At 69.3% G+C, this 4,714-nt stretch carries 2 protein-coding genes; both read right to left on the bottom strand.

Annotated elements, in window-relative coordinates:
* A partial coding sequence (locus ACSIH6_RS39000; RefSeq protein ID WP_435113858.1) for a type I polyketide synthase occupies positions 1-1,765 on the bottom strand: 1,765 nt, incomplete at its 3' end.
* A 31-nt stretch (positions 1,766-1,796) separates the two neighbouring features.
* Positions 1,797-4,673, bottom strand: a complete 2,877-nt coding sequence (locus ACSIH6_RS38995) for an SDR family NAD(P)-dependent oxidoreductase (RefSeq protein ID WP_435113860.1) — start codon at positions 4,671-4,673, stop codon at positions 1,797-1,799.
* Positions 4,674-4,714 lie beyond the last annotated feature (41 nt).

Genomic DNA, 4,714 nt, shown 5'->3' with positions numbered 1-4,714 from the left:
GCCCCATCCCGACCCACTGCGACCCCTGACCCGGAAACACCAACACGGTCCTGGCGGCACGATGGGACTCCCCCACCACCACACCAGCCGCCGCATCACCACCGGCCAGGACGTCCAGACCAGCCAGCAGTTCCTCCCGCGTGGCCCCCGTCACCACCGCCCGATGCGCATGGTGGGCGCGCGTGGTCGCCAACGAGAAGCCCACATCCACCGGGTCCAGGTCCGGGTTCGCGCGCACGTGCTCGGCCAACCGACCCGCCTGCGCACGCAGCGCCTCACCCGAACCACCCGACACCACCCACGGGACTACGACAGGCGCCTCGACAGCGCCCGTCGCTGGCGTGGTCTCGGAATCCTCGCGTTGCCCCTCATCAGGATCCTGTGCCTGTTCAAGGATGAGGTGGGCGTTGGTACCGCTGATCCCGAAGGCGGACACTCCCACCCTGCGCGGACGCCCGCTGTCAGGCCAGGGACGGGCATCGGTCAACAGGGACACCGCACCGGACTCCCAGTCCACCTCAGGAGTGGGCTCGTCCACGTGCAGAGTCCGGGGCAACACCCCGTGCCGCATCGCCTGGACCATCTTGATCACACCCGCGACGCCCGCCGCTGTCTGGGCATGTCCGATGTTGGACTTGACCGACCCCAGCCACAGCGGTTGGGCCTCGGAGCGGTCCTTCCCGTAGGTCGTCAGCAGTGCCTGCGCCTCGATCGGGTCGCCCAGACTCGTCCCGGTCCCGTGCGCCTCCACCGCGTCCACGTCCCCGGGAACCAGACCGGCGTTCGCCAGAGCCGCCCGGATCACCCGCTGCTGGGACGGACCGTTGGGAGCCGTCAACCCGTTGCTCGCCCCGTCCTGGTTCACCGCGGAACCCCGGACCACCGCCAGAACACGGTGTCCCTTGCGACGCGCGACGGAAAGTCGCTCCAGCACGACGACACCCGCGCCTTCGGCGATTCCCATGCCGTCAGCACCGGCCGCGAACGCCTTGCACCGGCCATCGCGCGCGAGCCCGTTCTGGCGGCTGAACTCGGTGAAACCGGCCGGGGTCGCCATGACCGCGACGCCGCCGGCCAGCGCCATTTCGCACTCTCCCCTGCGCAGCGCATGGATCGCGAGGTGCGGCGCCACCAATGACGACGAACAGGCGGTGTCGACCGTGAGCGCGGGTCCCTCGAAGCCGAACGTGTAGGCGATACGGCCGGACGCGACGGCTGTGGAGACACCGGTCACCAGGTAACCGGCCAGTTCGTCCGTGGCTTCCCGATAAGAGGGCCCGTACTCCTGCCGGTTGGCTCCGACGAAGACTCCGACGGCTGATCCCCTGAGCGAGGTGGGATCGATTCCAGCGTGTTCGAGGGCCTCCCACGAGGTCTCCAGCAGCAACCGCTGCTGCGGGTCCATCGCCAACGCCTCACGCGGGTTGACACCGAAGAAGGCGGCGTCGAAGCGGTCGGCCTCGTGGAGGAAGCCGCCCTCCCGCGTGTAAGTGGTCCCCGGCCGCTTGGCGTCGGGATCGTACAGCTTTTCCGTGTCCCAGCCACGTGAGGTCGGGAACTCCGTCACCGCGTCCACGCCTTCGGAGACGAGTTTCCACAGCTCGTCCGGAGAGTTCACTCCGCCCGGATAACGGCACCCCATTCCCACGATGGCGACGGGTTCCTCGGAGGTCTGGATGAGCTGGTGGTTCTGGTTGCGCAGCCGCTCGTTCTCCAGGAGGGACGCGCGGAGGGCTTCGACGATCTTGTCGGAGGGCTTTTCCATCATGAACTCCACGTTTCGAATTCCAGGCGCGTCACAGATCGGTTCCGGGGAGCGCCCTCTTCACGAGGGTGTCGATGTCCGCGGACCTGATCGCCTCCATTTCCTCCTCGCCCGCCCCCGCCGGTTCACCGGAGGAGTCGGCCAGTTGCAGGAGCGACTCCAGGAGACCTGCGCTCCGTAGCTTGGCCATCGGGATGGAGGCGAGGAGACGGCGCGTTTCCGCGTCTCCGTCACCGAGCGTCGGGGCTTCCTCCGTGCCGGAGAACAGTTCCGTGTCCAGGTGGTCGACCACCGCCGTCGGAGTGGGGTGGTCGAAGACCAGCGTGGCCGGCAGGTGGAGCCCGGTCGCGTTGGTGAGGTGGTTTCGGAACTCGACCGCGATGAGGGAGTCGAATCCCAGCTGCTGGAACGGTTGGTCGACCGGAACGGTCTCGGCCGAGGCATGGCCCAGGACAGCGGCGGCGTAGGTCACCACGAGGTCGAGCAAGGCCTCACGCCGGTCGCTCTCGGACATTCCGCCCAACCTCTGGGTGAGTTCCGAGTGCTCGGTGTCCACTGGTGCGGGGTCATCGTCGAAGAAGTTCCGGGAGGCGTCGGGAAGGTCCCGGAGAAGGGCACTCGGGCGCGTGAGGGTGAAGGTCGGCGCGAAGAGCTCCCAGTCCAGGTCGGCGACCGCCGAGAACGTGTCGCCGGCGCCGAGGGCCTGGTGCAACGCGCTCAGGGCCGGTTCGGGCGCCATGGGCGGGATGCCCTGCCGCTGGAGGATCACCTCGGCGGACTCCGTGTCGGCGATCATCCCGCCTTCGTCCCAGGGACCCCAGGCGATGGACGTGGCCGGTATCCCGCGGTCGCGGCAGTGGTGGGCCAGCGCGTCGAGGTAGGCGTTGGCCGCAGCGTAGGCGCCCTGCGTCCCCACACCCCAGACCCCGGACACCGAGGCGTAGAGGATGAAGGCGTCCAGGGAGCCCGGGTTGAGCAGGTCGACCAGGTTCTGCGCACCGGTCACCTTGCCCGCGGACACCTTCGCGACCTCGTCGAGGGAGATCTGCTCGACCAGGGTCGACTCGTGCATGACGCCCGCGGTGTGGGCGACGGTGCGCAACGGCGACTCCGGGGTGTCGACGCGCTCGATCAGCCCGGCCAACGCCTCCCGATCGGCCGCGTCGCACGCAGCGATCGTCACCCGGGCCCCCAACCCTTCGAGTTCGGCTCGCAACTCCTCGGCCCCGGGAGCCTCCGGCCCCCGCCGACTGGCCAGCACGACGTGACCGGTCCCGTTGGCCACCAGCCACCGCGCCAGACGCGCACCCAGACCACCCGTGCCACCAGTGATCAACGCGGTATCACGCGAACGCCACACCGCACCGGGCGCGGGACGAGAAGCCCGCACCAGACGACGCACGTGCACACCCGAAGCCCGCACCGCCACCTGATCCTCACCATCAAGACCAGACACAACCGCGCACAGCCGGTCCAGCGCCCGCCCATCCGGCCGCGCGGGAAGATCCACCAGACCACCCCACCGCTCCGGATACTCCAGCGCCGCGACACGGCCCAGACCCCACACCAGAGCCTGAACCGGACTGTCCAACACATCAGCGGAACCCGTCGACACCGCCCCCCGCGTCACCACCCACACCGGGGCATCCACACCCGAGTCAGCCAGGGCCTTCCAGAGCGTGATCGTGCCGCCCAGCCCGATCGGGACATCCGGGTACCCCGGGAGCGCTCCCTCGTCCATTCCCAGCAGTGACACGACTCCGGCCGCGGACAGGCCCTGCTGCGCGTCGGTGTCGGCGGACCCGGCCAACACGCTGCGCAGGCGCTCGGCCAGGGCCGCGGGGTCGGCGGCCTGCTCCGGGGTGAGGGCGACGGGCAGTATCCGGGCGCCGTTCCTCACCAGTGCGTCGGCGACGGCCGTGGACTCCTCGTCATCGGCGTTGTCGGAGGTGAGGAGGATCCAGGCCCCGTCCAGGTGTACCGGTCCCGGATCGGAGCACCGCTTCCACGTGATGTCGTAGCGCCAGCCCTGAACCGTGGATTGCTCCCGCTGACGCTGGCGCCACTCCGACAGGGCGGGCAGGACGGTGTCCAGTGAGGACTGGACCTCACCGTTGACCCCCAACTCCGCGGCCAGGGCCTTCGCGTCCCGCCCCTCGACCGCCTCCCAGAACACGGAGTCCACCGTGTTGCCAGGATCGTCGGAGACCACGGACGGCTGTCGGGACGGCTCGGGCCAGTAGTGCTGGTGTCGGAAGGCGTAGGTGGGCAGGGCCACCTTCCGGGGTGTGAGGTCCTCGAACACCTTCTTCCAGTCCAGGCCGAGGCCGCCGGTGTGGGCGGCGGCCAGCGCAGTGACCAGGGCGACGGTCTCCGAGCGGTCGCGCCGCTGGGCGGAGACCACCACGGGGATGCTCTGCCCCTGTTCCGAACGGTTCAGCGTGGCGTCGATATGGGAGATAAGCGCGCTGTCGGGGCCGATCTCGACGAAGGCGGAGACCCCGCGCTCCTGTAGACCACGGATTCCGTCGGCGTAACGAACGGCGTCACGGATATGACGAGCCCAGTACCCGGAATCGGTCAGCTCCCCGGTCTCGGCGACGCGGCCGGTCACGTTCGAGACGACCGGGATCGAGGGCTCGGCGTAGCCCAGCCCGGAAATCTCCTCGGCGAACTCCTTCAGCACCGCGTCCATGTGGTGGGAGTGGAACGCGTGACTGACCGTCAACCGCCGCGTCCTGCACCCCGCCCCCGCGAGTTCGGCAACCACCCGCTCAACGGCCTCAGTATCACCCGAGACCACCACCGCATCCGGAGCGTTGACCGCCGCCACACCCACAACACCAGCCACTCCCAGAGCGTCAATGACCTCGGTGACACGCTCCTCGGTCGCACCAACGGCCGCCATCGCACCACCGCGCCGCGCCGAGGACATCAACCGCGCACGCA

It is taken from the genome of Nocardiopsis synnemataformans (assembly GCF_965343085.1).
Classification (GTDB): domain Bacteria; phylum Actinomycetota; class Actinomycetes; order Streptosporangiales; family Streptosporangiaceae; genus Nocardiopsis; species Nocardiopsis alborubida.
The sequence above is the reverse complement of the archived record's forward strand: the minus strand, read 5'-3'. Positions and strand labels throughout refer to the sequence as shown.

What these genes read in the sequence shown, in the direction of transcription:
- ACSIH6_RS38995 (WP_435113860.1), bottom strand. Translation starts at nt 4,673, where the DNA reads ATGGCGGCCGTTGGTGCGACCGAGGAGCGTGTCACCGAGGTCATTGAC.